14 protein-coding genes are annotated in these 15,373 nt (G+C 35.3%); 7 read left to right on the top strand and 7 right to left on the bottom strand.

Annotated features, from left to right (window positions below):
- Positions 1 to 6: 6 nt before the first annotated feature.
- From fabF to bhn_RS00185, 5 genes are read right to left on the bottom strand one after another with little or no spacing between them, the layout of a single operon-like run.
- Positions 7 to 1,239 (bottom strand): beta-ketoacyl-ACP synthase II, encoded by a 1,233-nt coding sequence (fabF, locus tag bhn_RS00205; protein WP_071174817.1) that lies wholly within the window; start codon positions 1,237 to 1,239, stop codon positions 7 to 9.
- Positions 1,232 to 1,975, bottom strand: coding sequence for a 3-oxoacyl-[acyl-carrier-protein] reductase (gene fabG, locus bhn_RS00200; protein ID WP_071174816.1), 744 nt, complete (start codon positions 1,973 to 1,975; stop codon positions 1,232 to 1,234). The genes fabF and fabG overlap by 8 nt, the downstream gene beginning before the upstream one ends.
- Complete coding sequence (gene fabD, locus bhn_RS00195; RefSeq protein WP_071174815.1) at positions 1,965 to 2,900, bottom strand: ACP S-malonyltransferase; 936 nt, start codon at positions 2,898 to 2,900, stop codon at positions 1,965 to 1,967. Before fabD ends, fabG begins: the two co-directional genes overlap by 11 nt.
- Positions 2,901 to 2,910: 10 nt before the next feature.
- Positions 2,911 to 3,843, bottom strand: coding sequence for an enoyl-[acyl-carrier-protein] reductase FabK (gene fabK / locus bhn_RS00190; protein ID WP_071174814.1), 933 nt, complete (start codon positions 3,841 to 3,843; stop codon positions 2,911 to 2,913).
- A gap of 16 nt (positions 3,844 to 3,859) precedes the next feature.
- Complete coding sequence (locus tag bhn_RS00185; protein WP_071174813.1) at positions 3,860 to 4,081, bottom strand: acyl carrier protein; 222 nt, start codon at positions 4,079 to 4,081, stop codon at positions 3,860 to 3,862.
- 114 nt (positions 4,082 to 4,195) lie between these two features.
- On the opposite strand from bhn_RS00185, the gene bhn_RS00180 reads away from it, so the two are divergent.
- The 3 genes from bhn_RS00180 (at position 4,196) to bhn_RS00170 (ending at position 6,893) form a co-directional block, all read left to right on the top strand.
- The gene (locus tag bhn_RS00180) at positions 4,196 to 5,044 is read left to right on the top strand and encodes a MerR family transcriptional regulator (protein ID WP_071174812.1); all 849 of its coding nucleotides are present in this window, start codon (positions 4,196 to 4,198) and stop codon (positions 5,042 to 5,044) included.
- Between the two features lie 49 nt (positions 5,045 to 5,093).
- Entirely contained in the window at positions 5,094 to 6,464 is a 1,371-nt protein-coding gene (locus bhn_RS00175; RefSeq protein ID WP_071174811.1) for an MATE family efflux transporter, read from the top strand.
- Positions 6,465 to 6,608: 144 nt separating this feature from the next.
- Positions 6,609 to 6,893 (top strand): HU family DNA-binding protein, encoded by a 285-nt coding sequence (locus bhn_RS00170; RefSeq protein WP_013282588.1) that lies wholly within the window; start codon positions 6,609 to 6,611, stop codon positions 6,891 to 6,893.
- A 47-nt stretch (positions 6,894 to 6,940) separates the two neighbouring features.
- Here bhn_RS00170 and bhn_RS00165 read toward each other — a convergent pair whose 3' ends face one another.
- Positions 6,941 to 7,474 (bottom strand): hypothetical protein, encoded by a 534-nt coding sequence (locus bhn_RS00165; protein WP_071174810.1) that lies wholly within the window; start codon positions 7,472 to 7,474, stop codon positions 6,941 to 6,943.
- Positions 7,474 to 8,301 carry a ParA family protein gene (locus tag bhn_RS00160; RefSeq protein WP_071174809.1) on the bottom strand — a complete coding sequence of 276 codons (828 nt, stop codon included), beginning with the start codon at positions 8,299 to 8,301 and terminating at the stop codon, positions 7,474 to 7,476. Before bhn_RS00160 ends, bhn_RS00165 begins: the two co-directional genes overlap by 1 nt.
- Before the next feature lie 2,629 nt (positions 8,302 to 10,930).
- Here bhn_RS00160 and bhn_RS00155 point away from each other — a divergent pair.
- The 4 genes from bhn_RS00155 (at position 10,931) to larC (ending at position 15,333) form a co-directional block, all read left to right on the top strand.
- Complete coding sequence (locus bhn_RS00155) at positions 10,931 to 12,097, top strand: replication initiation protein (RefSeq protein ID WP_071174808.1); 1,167 nt, start codon at positions 10,931 to 10,933, stop codon at positions 12,095 to 12,097.
- A gap of 41 nt (positions 12,098 to 12,138) precedes the next feature.
- A complete protein-coding gene (locus tag bhn_RS00150; protein ID WP_071174807.1) occupies positions 12,139 to 13,446 on the top strand; it encodes an ATP-binding protein in 1,308 nt (435 codons plus the stop codon).
- A 313-nt stretch (positions 13,447 to 13,759) separates the two neighbouring features.
- On the top strand, positions 13,760 to 14,101 hold the full coding sequence (locus bhn_RS00145; RefSeq protein ID WP_071174857.1) for a hydrogenase maturation nickel metallochaperone HypA/HybF: 342 nt from the start codon (positions 13,760 to 13,762) through the stop codon (positions 14,099 to 14,101).
- A gap of 38 nt (positions 14,102 to 14,139) precedes the next feature.
- Entirely contained in the window at positions 14,140 to 15,333 is a 1,194-nt protein-coding gene (gene larC, locus bhn_RS00140; protein WP_071174806.1) for a nickel pincer cofactor biosynthesis protein LarC, read from the top strand.
- The last annotated feature ends 40 nt before the right edge of the window (positions 15,334 to 15,373 follow it).

The following is a 15,373-nucleotide window of genomic DNA, read 5'->3' as shown; positions in this document are numbered from 1 at the left end:
CTCCACTTATGCCTTTTTAAAGGCTATACACGCATTGTGTCCGCCAAACCCTAAAGAGGTGCTGATGGCAAAGTTAATATCAGCCTCTAATGCTTTATTTGGCGTATAATCAAGATCGCATTCTTCATCCTTTTCTTTATAGTTTATCGTTGGCGGAATTATTCCGTTATAAAGCGCAAGTACAGAGGCAATAGCTTCTACTGCACCTGTGGCTCCCATCATGTGGCCAGTCATGGATTTTGTTGAACTTATGTGAAGGTCGTAAGCTCTTTTACCAAATACTTCTTTAAGAGCTTTTGTCTCCATAGCATCATTTAAATGAGTTCCTGTTCCGTGGGCATTAACATAAATCTCATCCCTATCCTGAATATGCGCCTCATTTACAGCTGCCTTTATAGCTCTGACTGCTCCATCTCCCTCCGGATCTGGTGCTGTTATGTGATATGCATCAGAAGTATTTCCATAACCAACCACTTCTGCCAGGATCTTGGCCCCTCTTTTCCTTGCGTGCTCATATTCCTCAAGCACCAGAATTCCAGCTCCTTCACCCATGACAAATCCACCTCTTCTCTTGTCAAAAGGAAGACTTCCCTGTGATGGGTCTTTTGCTAAATTGAGCGCCTGGCAATTTATAAATCCTGCCATCGCAAGCTCGTTGATAGAGGCTTCACTTCCTCCTGCAATGATTGCGTCTGCATATCCGTGCTTTATTGTCCTGTAGGCTTCGCCGATAGTATGTGTTGACGTTGCACAGGCTGTTACCACTGGAAGTGTTGGCCCCTTTGCTCCAAACTTTATAGAAATTGCACCTGCAGCCATATTACTTATCATCATTGGCACAAAGAAAGGTGAGATCATATCAGGACCTTTTTCACTTAGCTTCTTGGCTTCTCGTAAAGTTGTATTGATTCCGCCAATGCCGGATCCCACATATACTCCAAGCCTTTCTTTATCTATATCACTTTCAAGAATCTTACTCTGGTCTACAGCCTGCCTTGCTGCACCCATGGCATACTGCATAAAAAGATCTGATTTTCTTATTTCCTGCATGGTGTCATAATATGCTTTTGGTTCAAAATCTTTTACTTCTGCATCCAGGCTTACTTTAAGGTTAGAAGCATCGAATCTGTTTATCTTATCAACTCCGCACACACCATCAGTAAGATTCTTCCAAAAGACATCTACTGAATTACCGACTGGACTTATTACCCCCATTCCAGTGACAACTACTCTACACATACATACCTCCATCAACCTTTATTACCTCACCTGTGATATATCGAGAGCTATCTCCAGCTAAAAACAGTGCAAGATCCGCCACATCTTCTGGTTGCCCAAGTCTTCCTAGAGGTAATTGTTTTGCAATTTCATTAGTCTGATCTTCTTTTAATGCTGCTGTCATTTCCGTCTGTATATAACCAGGAGCTATTGCATTGCACCGTATATTTCTACGTCCATATTCCTTGGCAACAGTCTTTGTAAAGCCTATTATTCCCGCCTTAGAAGCGGCATAATTAGCTTGTCCCTTGTTGCCCATAAGTCCCACAACTGAGCTGATGTTCACAATATTTCCATGCCTTTGTTTCACAAAACTTCTAACAAAAGCCCTTGTTAAATAGATGGTCCCCTTAAGATTCACATCTATTACATCATCAATGTCCATTACGCTTAGACTTGGCAAAAGATTGTCTCTGGTTATACCTGCGTTATTTACTAACACGTCTACTGTGCCAAAATCAGCTAGAATTTCTTCTGCAACTGATACTACTTGCTCAGGATCTTTTACATCGCATATATAGAGCCTTACATCTCTTCCTGTTTCAGAAAGCTCTTTTACCGCCTTCTTGTTACGTTCGCTATCTCTGGTAGCTATTAGTGCAAGGTTTGCACCCTGCTCAGCAAATTTCCAAGCGATTGCATTACCAATTCCTCTTGTGCCACCTGAAATCACTGCAACTTTTCCTTCAAGCATCATTTTTTAACTCCTCTACAACAGCCTTTAATGACTCTATATCACATACATTGTATATTCGTGCCTGTGGAACAATCCTCTTAACGAATCCAGTAAGAGTCTTACCAGGGCCACATTCAATGAATGTATCTATTCCTTCTTTTGTCATATTCTTTATAGTGTCTTCCCAATTTACACTACTCGAAATTTGTTCAGAAAAAGATTGTATGATTCCCTCTGCATCAGTTGGATATGGCTTTGCTGTCATATTTGAGTAGAGTGGAATATATGATTTATTTATGTTATATAACATATTTATTTCTGCTTCTTTTTTCAGTTCCTCCGAAGCTTCCTTCATATAAGGCGTATGAAAAGGCCCTCCAACTGAAAGCTGTATGAATCTTACTTTCTTGTTGCTTAACTTTTCTTTTAGTTTTTCAATCCTTTCATCCTTTCCAGAAACGACTATCTGTCCAGGACAATTGTAATTAACCGGAAAAACACCTACTTCAGAGCACATTTCTTCTAGTTCACTCTTGTCCATTTTTAACACTGCTACCATACTTCCCTTTTCTTTCTCAGCAGCATCTTGCATTAAAGCACCTCGCTTACATACAAGCTTGAAGGCATTTTCCTTAGACAGAACTCCTGAAACTGCCAAAGCGACAACCTCCCCTAGAGAAAATCCTGCTACAGCATCTGGCGTAATCCCATTGGAAGCAAGTGCCAAAGCACTGGCTATATCAGCTAGGAAAAGACATGGCTGCGTATTTTCAGTTCTTTTTAATTCCGCCTCTGTTCCTGCCAGCATTTGGCTTAATGTTCCCGGTCTTATAGCTTCAGCAACTCCAAAAAAGTCATGAACTTCATTTATTTTTTCAAATAAATCTTTTCCCATTCCTGGGTACTGGCTTCCTTGACCAGCAAATAAAAATGCGATCTTCCCCATCAGTGCTCCTTTATAAACTTCCTAGCAAAGAGTATGCTTCTTGACATATTCCCGTTATTATCTCTTCACATGTGCCTTCGCTGTTTACTAATCCTGCTATCTGTCCACACATGCATGATCCATACTTAACGTCTCCATCAATAGCCGCCTTTCGAAGCGCTCCGGCTCCCATTGCCTCAAGTTCTTCTGGCGTAGTACTTGGATCTTGTTCCTTTTGTATAAACTCTCTAGTCATCCTGTTTTTTAAAGCTCGTACTGGATGTCCTAACGACTTACCCGTCACGATAGTGTCTCTATCTTTTGCACCTAAAACTTTCTCTTTGTAGTTCTTATGAACATTGCACTCTTTTGCTGTAAGAAATCTAGTTCCCATCTGAATAGCCTTAGCTCCCAGCATAAAAGATGCCGCCATTCCTCTACCATCAGCTATTCCTCCAGCTGCTATAACGGGTATGTTTACTGCATCAACAACCTGTGGCACTAATGCCATCGTTGTTGTATCTCCTACATGTCCGCCTGATTCACATCCTTCTGCTATTACCGCAGATGCACCCATTCTTTCAACCATTACCGCTAGTGCAACACTTGCCACAACGCAGACAACTTTTACGTTTGAATTTATAAGTTTTTGCATGAATCTCGCAGGATTTCCGGCTCCAGTTGTAACAATATGGACACCTTCTTCGCAAACTACGTCAACAGCTTCTTCTATATAAGGGCTCATGAGCATAAGATTTACTCCAAAAGGTTTGTCGGTAAGCTTTTTTGCCTTTCTGATCTGCTCCCTAAGTTGTTCTCCGTTAGAGTTCATAGCTGCTATTATTCCCAATCCACCAGCATTCGATACTGCTGAAGCAAGCTCAGCGTCTGCAATCCATGCCATTCCTCCTTGAAATACCGGATATTTGATTCCAAGCATTTCGCATATTGGATTTTTACTCATCAAACTTCCTCCAAAGTTACTGCTTTTCAATAAGTTCTACTAATTTATCAATTGTCGTAATTTCCTGTGAAAGTTCGATCTTACAGTCAAGTTCTTCCTGCATCTGCATAACAAGCTCCATAATGTCCAATGAGTCAAGTCCGATTTCTGAAAATGTTGCTGTTGGAGAAATCTCTGCTTCTTCTTTGTCGAGATATTCTGCGATTATTTTGATAATTGTTCCCTTTACGTCTTTCATTTTCGTTCTCCTTCTCCCGTTCTACCGGGTTGTACAATTTGAATTCTCTGATACAATAATCTTGGGGCTTACCCCCAGGTCAATACTTTTTTTGTCGATTTTTTGAGGAAATATATGTCTACATTTAATAATTTTGAAAACAAAGAAATGGAATATTCACTTACCGTGAGCCAGTTCGCAAAACTATGTGGCACCACAAGAGATACTTTGAGATATTATTATGAACAGAACATTATTGTTCCATGGGTAGACCCAGATAATGGATATCACTACTATTCCGCATCTCAGATCAGTTCTTTTTACTTTATTAGCACCATGCGACAAGCAGGGTGCTCAATTAAAGAAATAAGTGATATCATTCATAATTCAACTAAAGATGGCATCGTTAAATTAGTGAATTCCAAGATTCTTTCCATGCAACAGGAACTCTATCTTATAAATAAAAAGATAAGTGCTCTTCATCTAGGGATGTGGGTCCTTGGGAAATTTGAAGCTCACAAGCCTGGAGTTCCTTTTATGGACTCTCTTCCTGCCATGAGCGTTGCAGAAACAAAGATTGCTGACAAGAATAGTTCTTTTCATACCGCTGATATAGCCTCAGACATTTCCGTTCATCTTGCCAAAGCAGCCGAAAGCGATACATTATCTGCTTTTCCTTCAGGTGTCACCATTACTTACGAGGACCTGATCAATAAAAAATACGTTTACGACAAAATTATAAGTTTATCTTTCTTACCTGCTGATAATGTAGGTACTTTCCCGCTTCCTGGTACCAAAGCGGTTTTATGTTACCATGACCATAATGCCCCGGATATTGAAAAGACCTATAGGAAAATTGTTTCCTATATAAAAAGGTACAAACTAACCGCATGTTCTGATCTTTTCTCTATCAGCCTCATTAACCTTTACGATCAAGAGAAAAATCATACATATTACAAGTACCTTTTCATATGCGTAAAGTAATGTTATACTCATATGCCGTATGCAATTTAATTTTTAAGAGGATTAACTTATGAATAAAGAAAATAAAATGGGTGTTATGCCCGTAAAACAACTGATCATCTCTATGTCTTTGCCTATGATGATCTCTATGCTTGTACAGGCTTTATATAACGTGGTAGATAGTATCTTCGTTTCTCAGATTGTCGGAGAAACCGCTAACGCTGGTCAAGATGCTCTTACTGCTGTTACACTTGCTTTCCCAATGCAGAATCTCATGATTGCTCTTGGATCCGGTACTGGCGTTGGTATCAATGCTCTTCTTTCTAGATCTCTTGGCGAAAAGAACTATGAAAAATCCGACCTAGCAGCAAACAACGGTATTCTACTTACATTTTTTAATTATCTGCTGTTTCTTTTAATTGGAATATTTTTTGTAGAGGGATTTATTCATTCCCAGACAAACTCATATGTTATCGCCTCTTATGGCGTAACATATCTTAGAATTATCAACTGTTGCTCAATTGCGTTATTCTTCCAGCTGACTTTTGAAAGATTACTTCAATCAACTGGAAAGACTATATACAGCATGATCTCACAAGGTACGGGAGCAATCATCAATATCATTTTTGATCCGCTCCTCATTTTCGGAATAGGTCCATTCCCTGCTCTTGGCATTGCAGGAGCTGCTTATGCTACAATTCTTGGCCAGATGATCGGTTCTTGTATCGGTTTGTTCTGTAACCTTAAATTTAACAAAGAGATCAGCTTTTCTATTAAAAAGATTCTCCATCTTGATCTCAATACAGTAAAAGACATCTACTTTGTTGGCGTTCCTTCTATACTTATGATGTCTATTGGTTCAGTCATGACTTACCTGATGAATCGCATTCTCGGTGCCTTCTCATCAACTGCAACTGCTGTATTTGGAGTTTACTTTAAGTTACAAAGCTTCTTCTTTATGCCTGTATTTGGTTTGAATAATGGACTTATTCCAGTCCTTGCATACAACTATGGAGCACGTAATAAACAGCGTATTTCTGAAGCTTTAAGGTTTGCTCTTACTCTTGCTGTTTCTATTATGGTTGTAGGCACAATCGTCTTCCTTAGTGTTCCTGAGCTTTTACTTGAATTATTTAATGCTTCTGAAGATATGATAAAAATTGGCACGCCTGCACTTAGAATAATCTGCTTATCTTTCCCACTTGCAGGTATTTGTATTGCTATGGGTTCGATATTCCAAGCTTTCGCTCGTAGTTTCTATTCTCTTATTGTATCTGTAGGTCGTCAGCTCGTTGTACTGATCCCAGTTGCATGGTTGCTCTCACAAACTGGCATCCTTGATCTTGTTTGGCTTGCATTTCCTATTGCTGAGCTTGCATCACTTGCGTTATCTACCATATTTTTCAGGAAACTATACAAGCAAACTGTTTCAACGCTGTAATATACTCGCTTTTTCATAATAGTGCACTAAAAAACATCATAAATTTTGGCACTTTTTCGCTATTATATACTTGTAATGTGCATAAAATGGGTTTAGAATTTATTTTAGTAGTGAAAATACTCAATTTGAGGGAGGTATTATACCATGAATAAGACAGAACTTGTTGATGCTATTGCAAAGGAAACTGGTCTTTCAAAGAAGGATTCAGAGAAGGCTGTAAAGGCTTTCACAGAAGCTGTTTCTAAGGAGCTCAAGAAAAAGGGTAAGGTTCAGCTTGTTGGATTTGGTACATTCGAGACTGCTAAGAGAGCAGCTAGAACAGGTAAGAATCCTCAGACTGGCGCAGCTATCAAGATTCCTGCAGCTACAGTTCCTAAGTTCAAAGCTGGTAAGGCTCTTAAGGATGCTGTTAACGGCAAGAAGAAATAATTTTGAAATATTAAACGGTGGTCTATGACCACCGTTTTTTATTGCTTTTATTTTCTTTCTTTTAGTCTTTCTTCCAATTGCTTATGTGCAATGTAAATATCCATGTTTTGCTTCATATCGTTCTCGATCAGTTCTCTTATGTACTTAGTAGCTGATGTATTTGATGCTTTAGCCATATGTTCAACATAATCTCTAAGCCCTCTTATATCAAGCAAAAGGAATTTTTCTTTTTCATATCTACTATTTTTCGCTTTAGCCTCTGTCTTCTTTGCTACTGGAAGTGTAGCTTCCTCTACTTGTTTCTCAACATACTCGTTCGTAACTCTTTGAACAGGCTCTTCATATTGCTGAATCTTCTGACGCTGAACTGGTTTTGTTTCTACTATCTCTTTAACCTGTTCTGCCTCCGCCTCTACTATTGGTTCTGGAATTGGTGTTTCTTCTACAATTTCTTCTACTTTTTTGACTACAGCATTCGATTTGACGCTATTCTTATCTTCGTTGATTGGGCTCATCCCGGCAAAAAGTCCTGTTCCAGTCTTTTTTACTCCAGATTTTAACATGCTTGCTTTACTAGCCATTATTTACCCTCCTCTAAGAATTCATCAATAAAGTCATCATAGTCTCTTGCTGCACTAGAGCCACCTGAGTATTCAAATAGATCCATCTTCATTGTCTGTGCCTCTTCAACAGATACATTAAGTCTGATCTTTGATTTGAACACCTTAGTTCCAAGAATTGCTGCTTTTTCCTCTATATCATTGATCCAGATCTTTGCGTTTGCTGTATTTCTTACTTTTGTAACAAGAATACCGTCAACCTTTACTTTGTCATTAGTAAAATCATGAATCTGGCCAATAAATTTATACAATCTTGATAGTCCCTGCAAAGAATATGCACCTGGTTCGAGCGGAATAATTACTTCATCAGCTACAGTTAAGATATTCATTAGAACAACGCCTAAAGCAGGGCTGCAATCAAAAATGCAATAATCATATTCTTTTTTAAGCTTTGTAAACGCTTCTTTTATTAGACGTTCTCTTCCAACCATTCCAAAATTCATATCAGCAGAAGCAAGGTCAATACCACCTACAATAAGGTCTAGATTCTCTGCTATTGGTATGATTGCTTTATTTATATCTTTTTGGCCTGCCATTACTTCAAATAACTTTGCAGGTACGTTTCTATAAAAGTATTCCTGTTGCTCTTCTGTAAGAAGTTCAATATCTTCTGGATCAGGATCTATTTCATTTAAATCAATTCCAGCAGTCATTGATAAGTTTTCCTGTGGATCTGCATCTACTACCAATACCTTATATCCTCTTCTGGATAATCCAACAGCCATTGCATAGCTTGATGTAGTTTTAGCTACTCCGCCCTTCTGATTGCTAAATGCTACTATTCGCATATTTCCTCCCTATAACATATATCAGTTATATAACATATTTAGTCTTTAGATATTATAATTCTATTTATATTCATTTTCAATATATAATATGTTTTATATCCGCTTTATATGTTATATTTTATATTTTTGTTCTATTCTTTATATCAGATATCTCTCATATATATGTTATATATCTCTTCTTTTTTGTATTCTGTTCTGTTATATATCTTATATGCAAAATATATGTAATTTATATCATCTATGTTATATTATTTGAGTCAAGACTTTATTTTTATGTTTTGCTTTGTTATATATGTTATATATCTTTTTATTAACTTAATGTTCTTTTCTATATTTATTACCTCGTTCAAATATAAAAAACGATTTTAAGAAACGCTGTCCAACACTATCTTTTGTTAATTGATATATATCATATATACATTCTATAATGCCCTTTCTGCACAAACCAGCATGCCACAATTAAATAAATATACTATACACGTAATATATGATATAGCAGTTATATATCAAATATATTTTAGATAGCAAATATAATTATATATGTTATCTTCTGTTAATATATTCAATATGTTATATATATTATTAAAGTTATTGTGAAATTTTTCATATGATAGATATCATATATATTAAATATATCTAATTGATAGTATATATATATAAGATGCTAGATATGTTAGATAAGGAATAGATAATATATATAAGAAATATGAGAGATATAAAATATAAGAGATATAGGTAATATAATATAGTTGATTCATATATAGTAGATATGATATAATCAGTATGTAATTTAAATATGATGCATAAAATATACAACAAAAAAATAGCAAAATAAAAGAGCAGAAATACTAAACTAAGAAAAAAGAAATCCCTGGCCCCAGAAGTAGGATTATATTAATTTTCATCAATAAATGTACAAAGATTAATTAAAATAGCTACATTTATCGTTTTAGATCCTAAAAACACGTGTATACCTATAAACAAACTATAAAAAAGCATAAACCAAAACTAAACAAAACATAAAAAAAGAAATCAAAAAGATGCAAGTGCACCAATTATCATAACCCCGCGAAGCACAGCGCTAAATTAAAAAAATGCAAGAAAATAAAGATAGAATGCAATAGAACCTGCAATGCTTCAAAAATGAATAGATAATATTAGGTTGTTAATCATAAAGAAATACTTAAAAATAAAGGATAAACAAGTATAATTAATTCGAATTATAACAACAAGTGCAATTTAATCAAAAAAATGACCGCATAAGCAAAAAAATTGACCAAAATGAATAATTGGTTTTTTACAATATATTTTAAGGTCAGTTGAATTGTTAACTAATAAAATAACAAATGATTATATCAGAAATATTAAAAAAGAAAATTTAGTTGATTTTCAATAAAAAGTACAATAAAGAAAAACCAAAAATAGCGTATGAACTTAGATATATTAAAAGTAAGCTTAATATATTCTAATTCATACGTTTTTTGTTTTTATAAATAGCTTTTTAAAATGGAAACTTAAAATATTAAGTGATAATGTTAGAAATATTAGATAACAAAAAAATTATAATATAAAAAAATTAAATGTAATACAGTTTAACTACCATGTTGTTGTTTTATTAGTTTTTTTTATAACAACAATTGTTTATTAATTAATAATCAATATATGACTAGGGAATATGCGACTTTAAAAAAGTTAAAGTGACTAAAAAGGGAATATAAGGGGAACTAAAAGGGATTGGGAGGTAAATGATTCTGGAATGAAAAGTGACATAAAAGGGATTAAGGAAAAAGAGTTAAAAGTGTATAAAAAGGGAAGCATAAGCATCAAAATAGGGTTGAAAAGTGACTAAAAAGGGAATCAGATAATTCCAGTCTTGAAACAAGAAATAAGAACAGAAAAGCCAGTAAACTCTGGGCTTCTGGTTGTGCATCTTTAATAAGGTGACTAAAAAGGGAACGAAAAGGTAAACAAAAAGGGAAGAGCGATTTTGGGGATTGTCATAGCTAGAAATTCTATGATCAGGGGCCTATATTTCAAGAAACAAAAATTATAGGTGACAAAAAAGGGAATATACAAGTTTTAAGATTAGTATCTACCAGAATAATAAATCTGAAAGAAAAATGAAAGAAGCAGAAAAGAGCTGGAAGGATAGGGATATAAGCAAAGTATACAATGTGGAAAAAAGTAGCAAATAAGATCATAGCGTATTGGACATAAGGTAGAAGGCTTATGAAACAGGAAAAGGACTCTTTAAAGATTGTACTCAGAAATTTATGGCTAAAAGTGACAAAAAGGGGAAGAGAATTTACCCGAATAGTCAATACAAAATAGTCAAAGGTAAATAAAAGGGGAACGATAGCCTCTTAAGGTGCATAAATAGGGAACGAAAAAATTAACCAATTAGGTCAACAAATTATTGTGGTTAAAAGTTGACAAAACCGCTAAATCTAGCGAAAATTAACTTGAAGGTGACAAAAAAAGGAATATAATAATAGAAAAAGGTTTATAAAAAGGGAATAGATATTTGGACCACAATTTTTTAAGGTGAAATAAAAGGGAAGATATCATAATTGTTAAGGTGTACAAAAAAGGAAGAATACATACAGGTGGAAGATAATACGGGGGAACAATGAAAGAAGATAATCGTGAGCAGCTTATAGTGAGACATACCTATAAGAAATCAAATGAACTGATTAATGCCATGGGCAAGGGTACAGCACTCAGTCAGAAACTTTTTGCCATAGGGATGCAAAATATTACAGTAGATGATACTAATAACGTTGTAGCTACTATTTATGGTACTGAACTAAGAAAGATGTTTAAGTCATCTTCCGGATCTTTGTACGAGCATATTGAGGCACTTTGTGACAAGCAGATAAAGGGCGCAACTATTTTTGACTGGAATCTTCTGATGAAAGACAAAGAAAATGGCAAAATCGAAGTTCATCAGGTGGTAACAGATGCATCATTTAAAAATGGAACGCTTACTTTAAGATACAATAACTCCCTTACAGATAAGATCGTCAATCTACAAAAGGATTATACAGTGCTTAGTTTAGCTGACACGCTTAGTTTGAAGAGTGTCTATTCATTGCGCTTATATGAAATGCTTAAATCAGCATACGATTACAGAAAGGCAATTACAAAACAGTCAGGCGAACAAGTATGTGACTACAACCTGATAGATCTTAAATTTGAATTAGGAATTATCAATTCAGGCGGAGATAATAAAATTAAAAACGAACTTGAAAAGAAGCATCCAGATTACGCTAAGCTAGAGGAATTAGTTGAAAAAACGGGACAAACAAAATATAAAGAGTACAAAATCTTTAATAGAAATGTACTTGCAAAAGCTAAAGAAGAGCTAAACAAAAAAACGAGCCTTATAGTCGACTATGATCCTATAAAGAGTGGTAGAAAAACTGTAGGTATTCGTTTTTATGTTGATAAAAAGGATGTTAATGGTAAAGAGGTTGAAAAAGAAGTAAAGATCAATAAGGATGAAGTATTAGATGATCTTATTGAACTTATGCATGATACTTTCAAGATAAAAGAGATCAGGGAAATAGCTGAAGCGGCGTCTTATGACTTTGATAAGATAAAAAAAGCATATGAGTATATGCAAAACTATAATAACGATGTTGATGTTCCAATCGCATTTATGAAAGAATGCATTAAAAATGAATATTATAACAGTAAATCAAAACCGTTGAAGGCAAAGAATAAATTCAATAATTTTGAACAGAAGACAGATTATGACTTCGAGGAACTTGAAAGGCAATTACTAGATAACTGATATATGTTATATAACATATATATTATATTGCGAGGTATATGATGGAAAAGATTGTGTCAAAGCTCTTAATTTATGGTGATCGGCCCAAGGATACAATTCTAATGCAGTTAGCAGCGGTTTTTGAAGACCTGCATAGTGGAAATTACAACAAAGAAGACCTTGTATCGAGAACATACAAACAGGTAAAACGTCTTTTAGTGCTTGGAACAGATAATGCTTTTGATAATAATCTCTGGCATAACTACCTAGCATATTTGCTGGTCATGGATGAAAATCCTTTTAGTTTGTGCTGTGAGAAGGTTGGAAGTAAGGACGGAAGTGTTAATCATTTTGCAATCAATGATTTTCATGAATTTAGATGTTTATTTGATTACGACTTTTCAGAAATCGAAGAAAAACTTGGCATAGATTGCTTTAGCTGCTTGACAAATTACAAGGCTATAGAAAAGCCAGAGCTTATGTATAATGGCAACGTAAGCGAAAAAGTGAGAGCGCTAAGTACAGCATTAGAGAAAGCTTCATCTGATGAAGAGTTTTTTAATGTGATTACCTCATTTTACAAAAATATTGGAGTAGGCGAATTTGGTCTTAATAAAGCTTTTAGAATCAGAGAAAAAAAAGACGGTAAGGTGGCGTTTGCTCCAATAAATAATATGGACAAAGTGGTCCTAGATGACCTTGTAGGTTATGAAATACAAAAGAAAAAGCTTATAGCAAACACAAAGGCTTTCATTGAGGGTAAAAAAGCAAACAATGTGCTTTTATTTGGGGATAGTGGAACAGGAAAATCAACAAGTATTAAAGCAATTGTAAATGAATACTATGGTGATGGCCTTAGAATGATCGAAATTTATAAGCATCAGTTTAAACTGCTATCGCAGCTAATTTCACAGATAAAAAACAGAAATTATAAATTTATAATTTACATGGATGATCTATCATTTGAAGAAGATGAATCAGATTATAAATTTTTGAAGGCTGTTATTGAAGGTGGAGTTGAAACGAGACCTGATAATATCTTGATTTATGCAACATCAAACAGACGACATCTGATAAAAGAGACCTGGAAAGATAGAAGAGATGTTGAACAGGACGGCGATATACATAGATCTGATACCATGGAGGAAAAATTGTCGCTGGCAAACAGATTTGGCGTGACGATTGGGTATTACAAACCATCCAGACAGGAATTTTATGACATAATTAAGGTGCTAGCAAAAAGGAGTGGAATAGAACTTGAAGAATCAGTACTCCTTGCTGAAGCTGACAAATGGGAACTTAATCATGGAGGAATATCGGGAAGATGCGCGCAGCAATATATTAATCATCTTGCTGGCGCAAATTCTTAAGGATCCCATTTTAAATTTGGACAGTTAGGAGCACATCCTTTAAGAGAATTATTTCGTACTTCACAAGAAGCATTACGACATTCACTGCATTTAAAAGTATAGTGATAGGAATACCTCTTTTTACATGCTTTACAGCAAAAAGGGGCGCTACTATTTCGTGCTATAAAGGTTCTGCCGCATCCTACACAGGTTTTTTCGATATTGTGAGCCATAATATCCTCCTATATATTTAATTATGCTAGAAAAAAATATATAATCAATAAAATCCTTTAAAATTTTTAATAAAAATATGTAGGTAAGTGATATGCATGAAATGAGTTATATTACCAGAATGGTTGAAATGGCGCTGGATGTTATCAAAGAGGATACAACAGTAAAGGTAAAGCGTATTGAAGTACAAATAGGAAAAACAAGCGGTGTAATGCCGTTTTATATGTATAAGTATTATCCAGATGTAGTTAAGGGAACTCGTTTGGAAGGGGCTGAACTTGTTTGCGAGGAAGTTCCAGTAAAAGCATTGTGTGAAGAATGTGGTAAAGAATACTATCCAACTAGTGAAAACAGATATCTTTGCACACACTGTGGCGGAAGAAAGGCACACATTATTGAGGGCAAGGGTGTAACACTTAAGAATATTGTTGTAGAAGATATATAACATATATCAAAAATATATGTTATATAAACGGGGTGTTTATGAAGAGTTTGTATATAGAATGCAAAATGGGAATCGCTGGAGATATGCTAACAGCAGCTCTTATTGACCTTTTTGATGACGCTAGCGAAAAAGTAAATGAACTTAATAGGCTGGGTATTCCTCATGTGGATTATGTACTTGAAGATTCTAATAAAGCTGGGATCAAAGGCAGACATATGAGAGTGATGGTTCATGGTCATGAAGAAGGTGAATCACTAGATAGTCATGCGCATGATTTTGAAGAGCATTCTCATCATCATAGACTTCTTTCGGAAATTGAACAGATTATTGAAGGATTAGCCATTGGTGAAGATGTAAAAAATGATATAAAAGAAGTATATAAACTTCTTGCAGAGGCTGAAAGCAAGGTACATGGTATTGCTGTGTCAGAAATTCATTTTCATGAGGTTGGAAACTTAGATGCGATTGCAGATATTACTGCTGCATGCTATCTTTTACACTGCCTGGCTGTTGATAAGATCATTGTTTCGCCGATTAACGTTGGAAGTGGAACGGTTAAGGCGGCGCATGGAGTTTTACCAGTACCAGCACCAGCTACAGCAGTTCTTTTAGCAGGTATCCCATATTATGAGAGCGAGACCATAAGATCAGAATTATGTACACCAACGGGTGCTGCATTAGTTAAGTATTTTGCAACGGATGATGGCGTACAGCCTGTTATGAGGGTTAGCAAAATCGGCTATGGAATGGGCAAAAAAGATTTTGAACAGGTAAACTGTGTTAGGGTAATTTTAGGAGAGATTGAAGAAGACAAAGAGCAGGTGTTTGAGCTTTCATGTAATATAGACGATATGACTCCTGAAGAAATAGGCTTTGCTACGGAAAAACTATTGGAAGTAGGAGCGTTGGATGTATTCACAACAGCTATAGGAATGAAAAAAAACAGGCCCGGAATTTTGTTAACTTGCATGTGCAGAAAAGAAGAAAGAGATGAAGTGGTGAGGGAATTATTTAAAAATACTACAACCATAGGTATACGTGAAAATGTCTGCAACAGGTATGTTCTTGCAAGAGAGATAAAGAAGAATGACACACAGTATGGAGAAATAAGGATTAAAAGATCATACGGTTATGGAGTAGATAGGGTAAAACCAGAATATGATGATCTAGTAGAGCTAGCAAGAAAATCTGGAAAACCACTTCTGGAAATAAAAAAAGATATTGTTAAATGATAAAAAGGCCGAATATTGCGGCCTTTTTTAATGAGGTGGT

It is taken from the genome of Butyrivibrio hungatei (genome assembly GCF_001858005.1).
Taxonomy (GTDB): Bacteria; Bacillota; Clostridia; order Lachnospirales; family Lachnospiraceae; genus Butyrivibrio; species Butyrivibrio hungatei.
The sequence above is the reverse complement of the archived record's forward strand: the minus strand, read 5'-3'. Positions and strand labels throughout refer to the sequence as shown.